Source organism: Halobacterium jilantaiense (genome assembly GCF_900110535.1).
Lineage (GTDB): Archaea > Halobacteriota > Halobacteria > Halobacteriales > Halobacteriaceae > Halobacterium > Halobacterium jilantaiense.
Window position 1 is genome coordinate 1453620 of sequence record NZ_FOJA01000001.1, and the last position, 14645, is coordinate 1468264.

Consider the following 14645-nt stretch of genomic DNA (forward strand, 5'->3'; position numbering starts at 1 on the left):
CGGCCATCAGTCGGCGGCGGGGCCCGTAGTGGTGTCGTGGGTGTCGACGTACTCGCGGATGACGTCGACGAGGCCGCGCCGGCACTCGCTCTCGTCGGGGTCGCTGCCCAGTTCGACGAACCGCCGACGGAACGCCTCGACGTCGACGCCCGGGGCGTCCTGGCCGGCGGCGTGCGCGAGGTCGTACAGCCGGTGGTCTGCCGGGAGGGCGTCGTGGCGTTCGAGCAGTGCGATGGCGAACGCGGCGTTGACCGCGGTCATCGACGGGTCAGCACCGGCCGTGAGTCGCTGGCCGGCCTGCTGGCGGCCGACCGGCTGGTCCGCGACGGCGGCTGCAAGCTCAGATTCGAGGAACGACCGGAGTTTGTCCGTCGGGCCGACGGAGAGCGTGATGTCGTCGGCGTAGATGTCCTTGACGTGGTTCGCGATCTGGTAGCAGTGCGTGAGGACGCGGCGTTCGACCTCACGGCCGGTGAGTGCGAGGAACAGCACTTCGTCCATCGAGAAGGTGTGACTCGGGTGGTCGCGCTCGTGGTGGTGCATGTGCGCGAACTCGTGGAGCGCGAGCTCGCGCGCCATCGCGGACGTGGCGGCCTGCCGAGAGATGTTGAGGACGTGGTGGTCGTCGTGGTGACCGGCCCACGTGCGTTCGTCCGGGTTCTCGCGGACACGGACCTCGACGGGGTGGTCGAGGTCGTGGCTGGTCTCGAAGACGTCGCGGGCGCCCAGAAACGGGGCAGCCGGGCCGGCACCGGTCACGCGCAACTCCATGATACTATTTGACAGGGGAGTGGCGGCAAAGACTCTTACGACCCCAGCAGCCCCGGCTGGGTCGTTCCGGCGCGAGACGACGGCTGGCGACTCCAGAGTTGATAATCGACTGCCAACATATATCCGAGGCAACGAGTAAGCGGTGTGCGATGGTCAGGTACGCAGTCGGGGCATGGGTCGGCCGAAAGTACAGCCGACGCATCGGAGCAGCACTGGCAGTGACGCTCGCGGGAACACTGGCGTTCGCCGGCGTGTTCGGCGCGAGCGCCGCGTGGGGGAGCGGGACCGGGCTGACGGCACTGTCGGCAACCACGTTCGTGCTTACGCTCCACCTCGGCGTGTTGAGCATCGTGCTCGCGGGGAACGCCAGCGTCGAACTGCGGCGGCTGACCGATGCGGCGGACGCAATCGAGTCCGGGGACTTCGAGGCCAGTCCCGCGGTCGACCGGAACGACGAGTTCGGGCGGCTGGCGGACGGCTTCGACGCGATGCGGGTGTCGCTACGCGAAGCGTTCGCGGACGCCGAGCAGTCACAGGAGGAAGCAGAACGCGCCCAGAAGCAAGCCGAGGAAGCCCGCGAGGACGCAGAGGACGCGCGAGCCGACGCCGAACGCCGAAACGAGTCGTTGCTGGAGAGCGCCGACGAGATCGGCGCGGCGATGACGGCGGCGGCGGACGGCGACTTCACGCACAGACTGGACGGCGAGCGCGACGTCGACGCCATCGCACGCATCGCCGCAGCCTACGAGGAGATGGCTGTCGGGCTGTCGGGCACGCTCGAAGAAGTGCTGGAGTTCGCGGCCGCCGTCGAGTCGGCGAGTGACGCCGTCGCGACGGACGCCGCCGACGTCGAACGACAGCACGCCTCGCTCGCCACCGACATCCGCGAACTCGCCGGGGACATCGAGTCCCAGGCAGAACAGCTCGACCAGGTGGTGTCGGAGGCCGACAGCCTCGCGGCGACCATCGAGGAGGTGGCAGCGACGACCGACGAAGTCGCGGAACGCGCCAGCGAGGCGTCGACAGTCGGTGACGCCGGCTCCGAGCGTGCGGGGGAAGCCGTCGACGCCATCGAGGAAATCGAGGACGTGATCGGGGAGCTCGCCGTGCTCGTCGGCACCCTCGACGAGCGGATGGACGAGGTCGCGGGGACGACGGACATCATCGACGACATCGCGGAGCAGACGAACATGCTCGCGTTGAACGCGAACATCGAAGCCGCGCGTGCAGACCAAGACGGCGACGGCTTCGCCGTCGTCGCCGACGAAGTGCGGGCGCTCGCGGCGGAGACACAGGACGCTATCGACGAGATTTCTGTCACTGTCGCCGACGCCCGCAGCGACGTCGACGAGGTGACGGAGACGATGGAGGCCGGCAGCGAGAAGATCTACACGAGCGTGTCGACCGTGAACGAGACCGGCGACACCATCCAGGACCTCACGGACGCCGTCAACGAGGTCGACACCGCGATGGACGACATCGCCGACGCGACCGACGACGGCGCGGCAGCCACCGAGGAGGTCGCGGCGTCTGTCTCTGACGTCAGCGAGCGTGCCGTGGAGATTGCAGAGCGCGCCAACCGACTCGCAGCGACAGCCGACGACACGGCCGAGACGATGGGCGATGTTCGCGAGCGAGCGGACGGGCTCGTCGAACGCACGGCCGAACTGCAGGCGGCCCTGGAGGCGTTCGAGACCCGGGACGTAGCCGACACGGAGACCGCCGAACTGGACGAGTCGGGCGGGGTAGCCGCCGACACGGTGGGTGACGATGATTAGCGAGAGCGTCGTCCACGCCGTGGTGGCGGTGGTGTACACCGTCGCGACCGTCGGCTGCCTCTGGGCGCTCCAGCGAGTAGACGAGACACGCCAGCAGTACCTCCGGCTCTCGACACTGACAATCGCCGTCGGTGCCGTCACCAGTGTCTCGCTGGTGTTCGGTGTCGGGTCACTCACCATCAACGGCTACGAGGTCGCGCTCCCGTCGGTAGTCAACAACCTCGTCGCGTACCCGGTGCTGTGGGTGATCACTGCGATGCTGGCCGACGTGGACGACCGACTGATCGCGGCCGCCGCTCTGGCTCCGTTCGTGCAAGTGGTGGCGTTCTGGCTGTCACCGATCTACGGTGGGGTCGTGGCGATCGGGAGTCTCGTCGTCGTCGTCGGGAGCCACCTGTTGCTCGCGGTCCTGTTCCTCGGCCGAATCTGGGACGCCAGCAGCAGTGTTCCCGAGGAACGACGGCTGCTCCACTGGAAAGCACGGAACCTCCTGCTGTTCCTCATCGGGATGTTCATCGTGTTCTCGTTCCTCTCCGTGGCAGGGGCGTTCAGTGCGTTCGGGATGCTCGTCCTGAACCAGTACGTCTCGGTGCTGATTCGCGTCGGGTTCGCCGGGTTCCTGTTCGCGAACGTGGGCGCGCTCGGCGACGCCACCACTGCGGGCCGAGACGTGACTGCGGCCGGCGACTGACCGGACTCAGACACACCCCGACCAGAGGCAACCAACCGACGCACCGAACCCGACGAGTTCCGGAGTGAGGGCGCGTGACTCGCCCTGCCGTGGTACCGGCAAAGCACTATCCTTTTGAACCCGCTGGCAGTATGAATTCCCAATGGGCCGACGAAAGAAGATTGTCGAACAGTGCGAACGGCTGATGGACAACCCGGAGCAGATCCGGAACATCGCCATCGCCGCGCACGTCGACCACGGGAAGACCACTCTCACGGACAACCTCCTCGCTGGCGCGGGGATGATTTCCGAGGACACCGCCGGCGAGCAGCTGGCGATGGACACCGAGGAAGACGAGCAGGAACGCGGCATCACCATCGACGCCGCGAACGTCTCCATGACCCACGAGTACGAGGGCACTGACCACCTCATCAACCTCATCGACACGCCGGGCCACGTCGACTTCGGCGGTGACGTGACCCGCGCGATGCGCGCCGTCGACGGCGCGCTCGTCGTCGTGGACGCCGTCGAGGGCGCGATGCCTCAGACGGAGACGGTCGTCCGGCAGGCGCTCCGCGAGGGCGTCAAGCCGACGCTGTTCATCAACAAGGTCGACCGCCTCATCTCGGAGCTCCAGGAGGGTCCCGAGGAGATGCAGGAGCGCCTGCTCTCCGTCATCGGTGACGTCAACGAGCTCATCCGTGGGATGACCGAGGAGAAAGACGACATCGAGGACTGGACGGTCTCCGTCGAGGACGGCACCGTCGCGTTCGGGTCCGCGCTCTACAAGTGGGGCGTCTCGATGCCGTCGATGCAGCGCACCGGCATGGACTTCGGCGACATCATCGACCTCGAGCGCTCGGACAAGCGCCAGGAGCTCCACGAGAAGACGCCGCTGGCGGACGTCGTGCTCGACATGGTCGCCGAGCACTTCCCGAACCCCGTCGACGCGCAGCCGCGTCGTATCCCCACCGTCTGGCGTGGTGACGCCGACTCCGACATCGCGGAGTCGATGCGCCTCGTCGACGAGGACGGCGAAGTCGTCCTGATGGTCACCGACATCGGTGTCGACCCGCACGCCGGCGAGATCGCTGCGGGCCGCGTGTTCTCCGGTACCCTCGAGAAGGGCCAAGAGCTGTACGTCTCCGGCACGGCCGGCAAGAACCGCGTGCAGAGCGTCGGTATCTACATGGGTGGCGAGCGCGAGGAAGTCGACCGCGTTCCCGCGGGGAACATCGCGGCCGTCACCGGCCTCAAGGACGCCATCGCGGGTTCGACCGTCTCCAGCGCGGAGATGACGCCGTTCGAGTCCATCGACCACATCTCGGAGCCGGTCATCACGAAGTCCATCGAGGCGAAGAACATGGACGACCTCCCGAAGCTAATCGAGACCCTGCGACAGGTCTCCAAGGAGGACCCCACGATTACCATCGAGATCAACGAGGACACCGGCGAGCACCTCATCTCCGGGCAGGGCGAACTCCACCTGGAAGTCCAGACCCAGCGCATCGAGCGCAACCAGGGCATTCCGGTCTCGACTGGTGAGCCGATCGTCGTCTACCGAGAGACGCCGACCAGCGACTCCCAGGAGGTCGAGGGCGTCTCCCCGAACCGCCACAACAAGTTCTACATCACCATCGAGCAGCTCGGCGACGAGGTGCTCGAGCAGCTCCGCCTCGGTGAGGTATCCATGGACATGCCCGAGCAGGAGCGCCGCGAGGTCCTGCAGGAGGCCGGCATGGACAAGGAAACCTCCCAGGACGTCGAGAACATCATCGGCCGCAACATCTTCATCGACGACACGAAGGGTATCCAGCACCTGAACGAGACGATGGAGCTGGTCGTCGATGGCCTCACCGACTCGCTCGAGGACGGCCCGCTGGCCGCCGAGCCCGTCGAGGGCGCGCTCATCCGCCTGCACGACGCGCGGCTCCACGAGGACGCCATCCACCGCGGTCCGGCCCAGGTCATCCCGGCGGTCCGCGACGCCGTCCACCGCGCGCTCATCGACGCCGAAATCCGCCTGCTTGAGCCGATTCAGGACGTCCGAATCGACGTTCCGTCCGAGCACATGGGCGCTGCGTCCGGCGAGATTCAGGGCCGCCGCGGCCGCGTCGACGACATGTACCAGGAGGGCGACCTCATGGTCGTCGAGGGCATCGCGCCCGTCGACGAGATGATCGGCTTCTCCAGTGACATCCGCTCGGCCACCGAGGGCCGCGCGTCCTGGAACACGGAGAACGCCGGGTTCCGCGTCATGTCCGACAACCTCCAGCGCGACATCATCACGGAGATTCGCGAGCGGAAGGGTATGAAGACGGAGCTGCCCGAGAGCATCGACCACTTCTAGACGGTCCGTTCTCGCGGTTCTTTCTCTACGATTCTCTCCGTTCGCTAGAGCAGAGTACTGTTGGCCAGCGGCGCGGCCGGGCGGCCGGACGCCGGCAGGAGTTGACCCGGCCGAAGGCTTATAGCGCGCGGCCGACGGAGGGACGGTATGCTCGCAGGCAGGCGCGCCACGAGTCGAGTCGGCACGGAGCGACCGCGGTCCCGCTCGCCGCCGACAACAATTGTTCGCGCGCCCGCCGCGGGGGTGGCTCTGTGAGCGACCCCGCGAACCGCACGCACACGCTCCGGCTGGAACTCGCCGACGAACCCGGAGAGCTGTTGCGTGCGCTGTCCCCCATCGCCGACAACGGCGGAAACTTGCTGTCGATATTCCACGAGCGCGGGTCGCTGACCCCGCGCGGCCGCATCCCCGTCGAAGTGGATTTGGAGTGTCCCCCGCAGTGCTTCGAGGACGTGGTGGCGGCACTCCGGGACGCCGGCGTCACCGTCATCGCGGCGGACGCCGAGCACTACGGGGAAGCGGTGACGGTGTTGCTGGTCGGCGACCTCGTCGCGTCGGACCTCTCCGGCGTGCTGGCGTCCATCGAGGAGTGCGGGGCGGCGTCGGTCGTCGACTTCACGCTGACCGACGAGCCCGGCGTGGACGACGAGGCCAGCGCTCGCCTCCGGCTTGCGGTCGAGTCCGGCGGCGCTGGCGACGCGCTGGCGACAGTTCAGAGCGTGGCTGCCGAGAAGGACCTACACGTGGTCGAGCCGCTCGTGGGGGACGCATGAGACTCGCAGTGCTGGGCGCTGGTTCGGTCGGGCGCGCAGTCGTCGACCTCGCGAGCGAGTACGGCCACACCGTCACGGCAGTCGCGGACTCGGGGAGTGCGGTCGTCGACGCCGACGGCGTGGACGCCGAGGCCGTGCTGGCGCGGAAGCGCGAGGACGACGTTGTCGGCGACGGCGACCCGTCGCACGCGCTGTCGACCGACTACGACGTGCTCGTGGAGGCGACGCCGACGACGCTCGGGGACGCCGAACCGGGTTTCGGGCACGTCCGCGGGGCGCTGGAGACCGACCGCCACGTCGTCCTCGCGAACAAAGGGCCGGTCGCCGAGCGCTACGACGCCGTGCGCGCGCTCGCGGACGAGAGCGCGGGCAGCCTGCGGTTCGAGGCGACCGTCGGTGGGGCGATTCCCGCGCTGGCGACCATCGAGGGCGTCGGCCCCAGTCGCGTGACTGCCGCCCGCGGCGTGCTGAATGGGACGGCGAACTTCGTGCTCTCGCGGATGGCCGCGGAGGGCCTCGACTACGAGCACGTCCTCGCGGAGGCCCAGGACCTCGGAGTCGCGGAGGCGGACCCGACGTTCGACGTGGACGGCACCGACGCCGCGTTGAAGTGTGCCATCCTCGCGAACGTCATCCACGGCGGTGGCTACAGTCTCGCGGACGTCGACGTGGAGGGCATCACCGCGATTCCACCGTCGGCACTCGACCTCGCCGCGGAGGAGGGCCAGACAGTGCGACTCGTCGGAGAAGTGACCGGGGACGACGTGCGGGTCGGTCCCCGGCTCGTCCCGGAGCACGGGACGCTCGCAGTGACGGGCACGACGAACATCGTCCAACTGGAGACCGAGCACGCGGGCCGCCTGAATCTCTCCGGTCAGGGAGCAGGTGGTGCCGCGACCGCGTCGGCCGTGCTCGCGGACGTCAACCGACTGGACTAACTCGGAGCTAGTCGGCTGCTAACTCGGCGGGCGGTTCGGGGTAGATTCGTGGTACCCGTTCCCACAAACCACTAGACAGCGGCGAGGTGCTCCTGAGCACGTACCGAAATGGTTTTAATGCGAACTGACGAATAGACTCCACAGAGCGCGTCTTAAGCGCGAAATTAGACAATGAGCGACCAACGCCACCAGAACCTGGCCGTCATCGGCCACGTCGACCACGGCAAGAGCACGATGGTCGGGCGACTCCTCTACGAGACGGGGAGCGTACCCGAGCACGTCATCGAACAGCACAAGGAAGAGGCCGAGGAGAAGGGCAAGGGCGGCTTCGAGTTCGCCTACGTCATGGACAACCTCGCCGAGGAGCGCGAGCGCGGTGTCACCATCGACATCGCCCACCAGGAGTTCAGCACCGACGAGTACGAGTTCACTATCGTCGACTGTCCTGGTCACCGCGACTTCGTGAAGAACATGATTACGGGTGCGTCCCAGGCGGACAACGCCGTCCTCGTCGTCGCTGCTGACGACGGTGTCGCGCCCCAGACCCGAGAGCACGTCTTCCTCTCGCGGACGCTCGGCATCGACGAACTCATCGTCGCTGTCAACAAGATGGACGTCGTCGACTACGACGAGTCCAAGTACAACGAGGTCGTCTCCGGCGTCAAAGACCTGTTCGGTCAGGTCGGCTTCAACCCGGACGACGCGAAGTTCATCGCGACCTCCGCGTTCGAGGGCGACAACGTCTCCGAGCACTCCGACAACACTCCCTGGTACGACGGCCCGACCCTGCTCGAGGCCCTCAACGACCTGCCGGAGCCGCAGCCGCCGACGGACGCGCCGCTGCGCCTCCCGATCCAGGACGTCTACACCATCTCCGGCATCGGTACCGTCCCCGTCGGACGTATCGAGACCGGTATCATGAACATGGGCGACAACGTCAGCTTCCAGCCGTCTGACGTCGGTGGCGAGGTCAAGACCATCGAGATGCACCACGAGGAGGTCGACAAGGCCGAGCCCGGTGACAACGTCGGGTTCAACGTCCGCGGCATCGGCAAGGACGACATCCGTCGTGGCGACGTCTGTGGTCCGGCCGACGACCCGCCGTCGGTCGCCGAGACGTTCCAGGCGCAGGTCGTCGTCATGCAGCACCCGTCCGTCATCACGGCGGGGTACACGCCGGTCTTCCACGCGCACACCGCGCAGGTCGCGTGTACGATCGAGTCCATCGACAAGAAGATGGACCCGTCCTCCGGCGAGACCCAGGAAGAGAACCCGGACTTCATCCAGTCCGGCGACGCTGCGGTCGTCACCGTGCGCCCGCAGAAGCCGCTCAGCATCGAGCCGTCCTCCGAGATTCCGGAGCTCGGCTCCTTCGCCGTGCGCGACATGGGTCAGACCATCGCGGCCGGGAAGGTCCTGAGCGTCGACGAAGCCTGATCCATGCAGCAGGCACGCGTTCGTCTCGCCGGCGTCGATCCCGACGACCTCGACAACATCTGCGGTGAAGTGGAGGAAATCGCGGACAAGACCGGCGTCGCCGTGTCCGGTCCGGTTCCGCTCCCGACGAAGACGCTCGAAGTGCCGTCCCGGAAGTCCCCAGACGGTGAGGGGACCGCCACCTGGGAGCACTGGGAGATGCGCGTCCACAAGCGTCTCATCGACATCGACGCGGACGAGCGCGCGCTCCGCCAGCTGATGCGGATTCAGGTCCCGAACGACGTCAACATCGAGATCGTCCTCGAGGACTGAGCCGGTCGACGGCCGGGCTGCGGTATCGCTCGCGCCCGTCGCTGTCTTCGACATCGACCCCGCTGTTCCACACGCTCTCCCCGCTCGGGCTCGTAGATCAGGGGTAGATCGCTTCCTTCGCAAGGAAGAGGCCCTGGGTTCAAATCCCAGCGAGTCCATATTTCTCCGAAAACCGACGCAGCGAGCGACGCACGTGTCGCTCGCTCGTCGTCACCGAGTAGGGCGCGACGCGTCGGGATTTGACGCCCTGCGAGACGAGCGCAGCGAGTCTCGGAATGGGTTCAAATCCCAGCGAGTCCACTCGACTCACTTCGTTCGTCTCACTCCCTCGCAGGCTTCCCGTTCGCTCCGCTCACGGGAATCCCAGCGAGTCCACTACTGCACTCGAACCACCGAGCGACCGTCGTGTTGCTCGCTCGTCGTCGCGTCGGCTCCTGCGAAGTCAACGGTTGTGCTCAGCCGCAGCGAGCCGCATAGCTCTTCCAACCGATGTCTCGGGCCGCGAAGGTCGTCGGTAGCCGATACGTTGATACGGGACAGTCTGTATTTGTTACACGATGGCGCGCGCGGTGGCGGTCGTCGCGGTGCTCGTCGCGGTGCTGACAGCGGGCTGTCTGACGGGGCCGCCGGCCGCGCCGGAGCCCGTGTCGAACCCGGGTGTTGACCTGCCGTACGACGACCGAACAGTGTCCGAACCGCAGTCGTCGGCGTACGACAATCCCTGGCGGACCGACGAGGTTGTCGTGACCGTCGACCACCGTGCGGGCGAACGGAACGTCGTCCCGGACGTGATGCGGACGGTCCAGTACTGGGAGGACACGGCCGGCGAGAACGCCGCCTACGAACCCGATTACCGGGTGCTGAGCGAGTACGCCGAGCCCAACGTTCGGGTGGCAGTGGTGCGGACCGTCGAGGGCTGTGGCGCTCACGGAGACGAGGTTGCACTGGGGTGTACGCGAGTCCTCGACGAGGACTCACGGATGGCGAAGCCGGTGACCGTGCAGGTGCGGGCCGGCCACTCGCCGAACACGACGGAAACCATCCTGAAACACGAGTTCGGGCACACGCTCGGCTACGAGCACGGTGACGCGCCCGTCGACAGTGACGGTACGGTGATGACGAAGAACCTCTCGGCGCAGATGCCCGCCGACGTGGTGGACGCGTCGAACCGGACGTATCCGTGGGCGTCGGAGACGCTGTCGGTTGCGGTCGCCGAGGACGACTCGCTGCGCGACGCGCAGCGGGAGCGCCTGGAGGCCGCGGCCCGGTTCATCTCGGGCGGGGCCGACGGCGCGCTCTCCGACCCGCCGTCGGTCGCGGTGACAGACAGTGCAACCGACGCGGACGTCGTGGTGGACTTCGAGGAGAACGCGACCTGCAGCGGCGACGGAGGTGTGCCGGCGACGTCCTGCGTGGACTGGGCGGGACCGGACGTGGACGACGACGGGACGCCGGAGTACTACACGGACGCTCGCGTGGTCGTCGGTCAGACCGGCCACGAGAAGCCGGGCTGGCACGTCGGCTACTGGCTCGGCGACACGCTGTGGACGGACCGCGTCCCGGCACCGTTCTACGGCTGGGACCGCCCCGCTGCGACGACGTGGTGAGGAGAGCCGGAGCGGCGTCGGGCGTCTAGCGAGCGGGTTAGGCTTCGACGTCCTCGACCACTTCGACGCCGCGGTTGTTGACGGCGTCGGGGTCGAGGCCGACCTCTTCGAGGAAGTTCCGGTACTCGCGTTCGGCGGTCTCGCCGGCCTTCTGTTTGTCGCTGGCGCGGTCGCAGAGTTCGACGAGGTTCTCGGGGACGTCGTTCTGGTAGACGATCCAGTGGTTCACGAGGTCGCTCATGCGGCGGATGGGGCTCGTGAAGTGGCCGTAGATCTCGAAGTTGAGCGCGTGGTGGCCGCCGAAGGGGTCGTTCATGTACTTTGCGCGCGGCATCACCTTCATCACCGCCCACTGAATCTTCCCGAGCTGTCGCTCCGGAGCCTGTTCGAGAGTAGCGTTGACTGCCTTCCGCGGGTCGTCCCAGGAGTCACCGGGGATGGAGACGCCGTCGAGTTCCTGAATCTCGCGGAGCGCGTCGTCCCACTCGTCGGGCGACGGCTGCGGGTGGACGCGGTAGACCGCTTCGACGCCGCGGGACCACATGAGCTCGTGCGTGACGGCCTTGTTCGCTTTCAGCATCGACTCTTCGATGATGGTGTGGGCGCGATCCCGCCGCGGATTCAAGACGAGGCTGCCCTCTTCCTTGCGCTGTTCGTGCATCTGGTCGGCGAGCTCGAAGACCATGGAGAGCTCGTCGTGGAGGGACGCGTCCTCGTCGTCGAGCCGCTCCTCGGCTTCCTTGTACGTGAGGCGTTCGTCGCTGTGAATGACGGACTTGTATATCTCGATGTTCTGGTAGGAGAGGTCGTCCTTGTCGAGGTGCATCTCGACAGTGTGGGCGAGCCGGTCCTCGCCGGGCACGAGCGAACACACCGTCTCTGCGAGCACGGGCGGCAGCATGTGCATCGTGTACCCGGGGAGGTAGACGGTGTTCGCGCGCTGGATGGCCTCGTCCCACATCGCGGAGTCCGGGTGGACGTAGTGAGTGACGTCCGCGATGTGGACCCAGAGGACGTACTCGTCGTCGCGCTCCAGCACGGAGATGGCGTCGTCGAAGTCCTGCGCGTCGACGGGGTCGACGGTCCACGTCGGGAGCGGCCGCATGTCCGCGCGGTCTTCGACCTCGTCGGCGATTTCGTCTTGGACGCCCTCGGTGCGCGCCTCTGCTTCTTCGACTACCTCCGGCGGGAACTCGTCGTGGAGCTCGAACTTCTCGAAGAGGTCGTCGCGTTTGTTCTCGAGCTGGCGGGCGAGCTCCGGCGAAATCTCGACGGGGCCCTGGTCCTCGATGGAACCCTGGGCCGGCTCGGCGGCGTCGTCGTCGGTCATGCTCCACAGTAGCCGGCACCCGTAGTTAGTGGTGTCGCCGCGCTACTCGCGGCCGGCGGGTTCGCCGCGGGTGTCGGTGAGAAACCGGGAGAGGAACTCCTCGTCGTCGACCTCGCCCGCGCCCGCGTCCTCGAGGGCGGCTTCGAGGCCGTCGCGGGCGTGCTTGGACAGCGAGCGGAAACACGGCTTGCAGAGGTACTCGAAGTCCTTGCCGTCGCGGTCCCAGCGGTCGCCGTGCTTGTCGTACTCGCGGGCGTCCTGACGGGCCACGTCGTCCCCGCAGGCGATACAGGAGACGGTCTCAGTCTCGCCCCACATCGTCTACGCGTTCGGCACGCCGGTACTTAGCGATTGGGCCGGCACGACACCCGAGTGGAACGGGCGTTTTAAGCCCCGAGCCGCCCCGTGGACACGTATGGAAGTCTCCTCGCGGCACCACCTTCGCAGCGACGAAATCGACGCCATCGCCGACGCCCTCCGAGAGGGGCTGGGCGTCGAGTTGGACGCCGACTCCTTCGAACTCGTGGAGTTCGCGGACGAAGACTTCGAGGTCGTGCTCGTCGACGGCGACCCGCTGGTGTGGTACCCGGGCGGCGAGCCGTTCGTGACCGTCGCGGGCGCGAACCGCACTGACCCGTCGACGGGCGTCGTCACGGTGGACGCGGGCGCGGTCTCGTTCGTGAGCGACGGCGCGGACGTGATGCGGCCCGGAATCACCGAGGCGTCCGGCGGCATCTCGGAGGGCGACCTCGTCGTCGTCCAGGAGGAAGCACACGGGAAGACGCTCGCGGTCGGCCGCGCGCTCACCGACGGCGACGAGATGGCCGGCGACTCCGGGAAGGTCGTGGAGTCCCTGCACCACGTCGGCGACGAGCTGTTCGAGTTCTCCGTCTGAGTCAGGCGTCGTCGGTTCCGTCGGCTGCCTCGCTCTCGTCCTCGCCCGCACTGTCCTCGTCGTCCGGGTCGCCGTACAGTTCGAGGGCGTCCTCGTAGCCGTCCTTCGCCAGCCGGTAGGTCTCGCGGAGGTCGACGACCGGGTCCTCGCTGGCGTCGACCCGCAGGTCGTTCCAGTACGGGGCGTCGTCCTCGCCCGTGTCCGCGACCTTCACGGCCGCGCTCTGGACGGTGAGCTCCTCGCGCTTGTCGCCGCCTGCGGCCTGCCCGGCACCGAGCGCGTCGACCAGTCGCTTCGCCAACGGCTCGTCCGGGTCGGCCTCGCCGACGGCGCGCAGGTCTTCGTACTTCTCCGCGGTGCGCTCGACGACGGCTTCGCCGGTCAGGAGGTTGCCGGCGACGGTGTAGTTCTGGCCCTCGCGTTCGCCGTACCAGCCGTTGCAGCCGTCGCCGGAGAACGCGAACGTTCCGTCGCGGCCGACGCCGTGGAGCTGGCGGTCCTCGCTGCCCTCGTCCGCGTTGAGAAGCGACTGGAGGGCGTCCTCGACACCGAGTCCGTCGGCGAGGTACTCGACCCCCTTCGACCCGAGTCGGGGGTTCGTCAGACTCTGCGTGGCGACCGCGCCGTGTTCGTTGACGTGCGGGCAGGGCACGCCGACGCCCGGCAGCCGGGTCGTCACGGCTACGCCGAAGCGGTACTGCTCGTCGCCGTCCTCGTCCTCGTAGGACTCGCGGACGCAGATACTGAAGGTCACGCCAGAACACTGCGACCGGAGCGGCATAGTGGTGGCCGAACCGGCAGCCCGTGAAGACACACCCCGGAACTTTTGTGGACTGGCAGAATAGTGGAACCTATGACACGTCGGCTCACCGCCCTGGCCTGTGTCCTCCTCGTCGCGACCGCCGGCTGTGCCGGTATCACTGCACAAGACGACGCGACGACGACCGCCCCCACCCAAACGACGGCCGAGACGACCGCGACAGCGACGACCGAGTCAGTCGAACAGCTCGCGCCCGGCGTGACCACCGACGGCGTCGAAGACGCCCGAGCGCTCGCCGACGCCCACCAGAGCGCCCTCAGAGACGGCGGCTTCGTGAAGCACTCGAACGCCACTCGGACGAACGAGTCAGTGATAGCCGCCCGGAACCAGACGTTCGCCGTCGAGAACGAGTCGCTGTGGCGGCTGACGACGACCGGCGAGGGCGTCGGCGTTGCCCTCGGCGTCACGAACGGAACCTACGACACGTACGCCGACGGCAGTCGGGTCCTCTGGCAGCTCGAAAACGACACCGCCGGGAACACGTCGTACGGCGTCATGTCGATCACCATCGACGGCGACGACCAGCCCGTCCCGCCAAACCAGACATTCGAACAGGATACCTACCAGTCGCTGTACGAGCGCAGCCACGTCTACACGCTCGCCGCGAACGCCGACAGCGTCGAGGCGCTGGATGGCGGCGACGGAGCAGTCGAGTTGTCCGGCAGCACCAGCGAACTGTCGACGCGATTCACTCGGAGTGGCGACGTCGAGTTCACCGCGACCGTCTCGGCGGACGGCCTCGTGCAGTCCATCGAGCTGTCCTATCCGTCCGAGAACGCGACCGTCGAGCGCTCGCTGTCCTTCGACACCGACGTCACCGACCCCGTCGAGCAGCCCGAGTGGTACGAGACCGCGCTGAACGAGACTGACCTGAACGAGACGACCGCGTAGAGTAGCGGAACAGGACCGTTCGACCTGCCCAGACGGCTGGTGTGGCAGGCGACACCCACGTTACTTTTGAGTT

Annotated in this window: 14 protein-coding genes and 1 tRNA gene; 11 read left to right on the forward strand and 4 right to left on the reverse strand. The window is 67.4% G+C overall.

The annotated features are described in order from the left end of the window. Positions 1 to 6: 6 nt before the first annotated feature. Entirely contained in the window at positions 7 to 771 is a 765-nt protein-coding gene (locus tag BMW35_RS07465; protein WP_089668737.1) for a DUF5781 family protein, read from the reverse strand. Positions 772 to 920: 149 nt separating this feature from the next. On the opposite strand from BMW35_RS07465, the gene BMW35_RS07470 reads away from it, so the two are divergent. The 9 genes from BMW35_RS07470 to BMW35_RS07510 all read left to right on the forward strand — a co-directional run bounded on the left by BMW35_RS07470 (position 921) and on the right by BMW35_RS07510 (position 10636). Beyond that, on the forward strand, positions 921 to 2549 hold the full coding sequence (locus BMW35_RS07470) for a methyl-accepting chemotaxis protein (protein WP_089668738.1): 1629 nt from the start codon (positions 921 to 923) through the stop codon (positions 2547 to 2549). Continuing rightward, positions 2542 to 3240 carry a G protein-coupled receptor family protein gene (locus BMW35_RS07475; RefSeq protein WP_089668739.1) on the forward strand — a complete coding sequence of 233 codons (699 nt, stop codon included), beginning with the start codon at positions 2542 to 2544 and terminating at the stop codon, positions 3238 to 3240. Before BMW35_RS07470 ends, BMW35_RS07475 begins: the two co-directional genes overlap by 8 nt. A gap of 142 nt (positions 3241 to 3382) precedes the next feature. Then, on the forward strand, positions 3383 to 5569 hold the full coding sequence (locus BMW35_RS07480) for an elongation factor EF-2 (protein WP_089668740.1): 2187 nt from the start codon (positions 3383 to 3385) through the stop codon (positions 5567 to 5569). Between the two features lie 251 nt (positions 5570 to 5820). Then, positions 5821 to 6342, forward strand: a complete 522-nt coding sequence (locus BMW35_RS07485; RefSeq protein WP_089668741.1) for an amino acid-binding protein — start codon at positions 5821 to 5823, stop codon at positions 6340 to 6342. Next, complete coding sequence (locus BMW35_RS07490; protein WP_089668742.1) at positions 6339 to 7280, forward strand: homoserine dehydrogenase; 942 nt, start codon at positions 6339 to 6341, stop codon at positions 7278 to 7280. Before BMW35_RS07485 ends, BMW35_RS07490 begins: the two co-directional genes overlap by 4 nt. 171 nt (positions 7281 to 7451) lie before the next feature. After that, a complete protein-coding gene (gene tuf / locus BMW35_RS07495; protein WP_089668743.1) occupies positions 7452 to 8717 on the forward strand; it encodes a translation elongation factor EF-1 subunit alpha in 1266 nt (421 codons plus the stop codon). Positions 8718 to 8720: 3 nt separating this feature from the next. After that, positions 8721 to 9029 carry a 30S ribosomal protein S10 gene (gene rpsJ / locus BMW35_RS07500; RefSeq protein ID WP_089668744.1) on the forward strand — a complete coding sequence of 103 codons (309 nt, stop codon included), beginning with the start codon at positions 8721 to 8723 and terminating at the stop codon, positions 9027 to 9029. Positions 9030 to 9115: 86 nt separating this feature from the next. Further along, a tRNA-Ala gene (locus BMW35_RS07505) sits at positions 9116 to 9187 on the forward strand. A gap of 399 nt (positions 9188 to 9586) precedes the next feature. After that, on the forward strand, positions 9587 to 10636 hold the full coding sequence (locus tag BMW35_RS07510; RefSeq protein ID WP_089668745.1) for a hypothetical protein: 1050 nt from the start codon (positions 9587 to 9589) through the stop codon (positions 10634 to 10636). 37 nt (positions 10637 to 10673) lie between these two features. Here BMW35_RS07510 and BMW35_RS07515 read toward each other — a convergent pair whose 3' ends face one another. Together BMW35_RS07515 and BMW35_RS07520 are read right to left on the reverse strand one after the other, a co-directional pair. Beyond that, complete coding sequence (locus tag BMW35_RS07515; protein WP_089668746.1) at positions 10674 to 11966, reverse strand: RNB domain-containing ribonuclease; 1293 nt, start codon at positions 11964 to 11966, stop codon at positions 10674 to 10676. A gap of 42 nt (positions 11967 to 12008) precedes the next feature. Then, on the reverse strand, positions 12009 to 12284 hold the full coding sequence (locus BMW35_RS07520; RefSeq protein WP_089668747.1) for a DUF7562 family protein: 276 nt from the start codon (positions 12282 to 12284) through the stop codon (positions 12009 to 12011). A gap of 97 nt (positions 12285 to 12381) precedes the next feature. Between BMW35_RS07520 and BMW35_RS07525 the strand changes: the two genes are divergently transcribed. Beyond that, positions 12382 to 12861, forward strand: a complete 480-nt coding sequence (locus BMW35_RS07525; RefSeq protein ID WP_089668748.1) for an RNA-binding protein — start codon at positions 12382 to 12384, stop codon at positions 12859 to 12861. Between the two features lies 1 nt (position 12862). Here the strand turns inward: BMW35_RS07525 and BMW35_RS07530 are convergent, their stop codons facing one another. Continuing rightward, positions 12863 to 13615, reverse strand: coding sequence for a DUF1028 domain-containing protein (locus BMW35_RS07530; RefSeq protein ID WP_089670374.1), 753 nt, complete (start codon positions 13613 to 13615; stop codon positions 12863 to 12865). 99 nt (positions 13616 to 13714) lie between these two features. On the opposite strand from BMW35_RS07530, the gene BMW35_RS07535 reads away from it, so the two are divergent. Beyond that, positions 13715 to 14572: a hypothetical protein gene (locus BMW35_RS07535; protein ID WP_089668749.1), complete on the forward strand. Its 858-nt coding sequence runs from the start codon at positions 13715 to 13717 to the stop codon at positions 14570 to 14572. Positions 14573 to 14645: the final 73 nt, after the last annotated feature.